Genomic DNA, 430 nt, shown 5'->3' with positions numbered 1-430 from the left:
AGCCCCCTCCGAGATGAGATTTCCCTTTGAGCAATCAAGAAAGACCCCTCAGAGACGATGAGGTAGATAGGTCATGGGTGGAAGCGTGGTGACACGTGGAGCTGAATGATACTAATCGGTCGAGGCTTTGATCTAGTCTAATGGTTTGTGTTGATGAATCCTCAGTTTTCAGGGAACAAGCCCTAAAACAATATTGACACGCGTATAGCGTGGTGTTAATATTCATTTTGTCTGGTGGCGATAGCGAGACGGCCACACCTGTTCCCATGCCGAACACAGAAGTTAAGCGTCTCAGCGCCGAAAGTAGTTGGGGGATCTCCCCCTGTGAGGATAGGACGTTGCCAGGCAAGATCGTTCCGCAATAGCTCAGTGGTAGAGCAACCGGCTGTTAACCGGTAGGTCGTAGGTTCAAATCCTACTTGCGGAGCCA

At 50.2% G+C, this 430-nt stretch carries 1 tRNA gene and 2 rRNA genes; all 3 read left to right on the top strand.

The features are described 5' to 3' along the window. Positions 1-135: ribosomal RNA gene (locus KNO66_RS14830) — 23S ribosomal RNA — on the top strand; the annotation flags it as partial. Positions 136-230: 95 nt separating this feature from the next. Then, positions 231-347 (top strand): 5S ribosomal RNA (rrf, locus tag KNO66_RS14825). 8 nt (positions 348-355) lie between these two features. Next, positions 356-430: transfer RNA gene (locus KNO66_RS14820), tRNA-Asn, on the top strand.

This window comes from Exiguobacterium sp. s48 (assembly GCF_018617395.1).
Taxonomy (GTDB): Bacteria; Bacillota; Bacilli; order Exiguobacteriales; family Exiguobacteriaceae; genus Exiguobacterium.
This window is presented reverse-complemented; position numbering and strand designations above follow the sequence as displayed.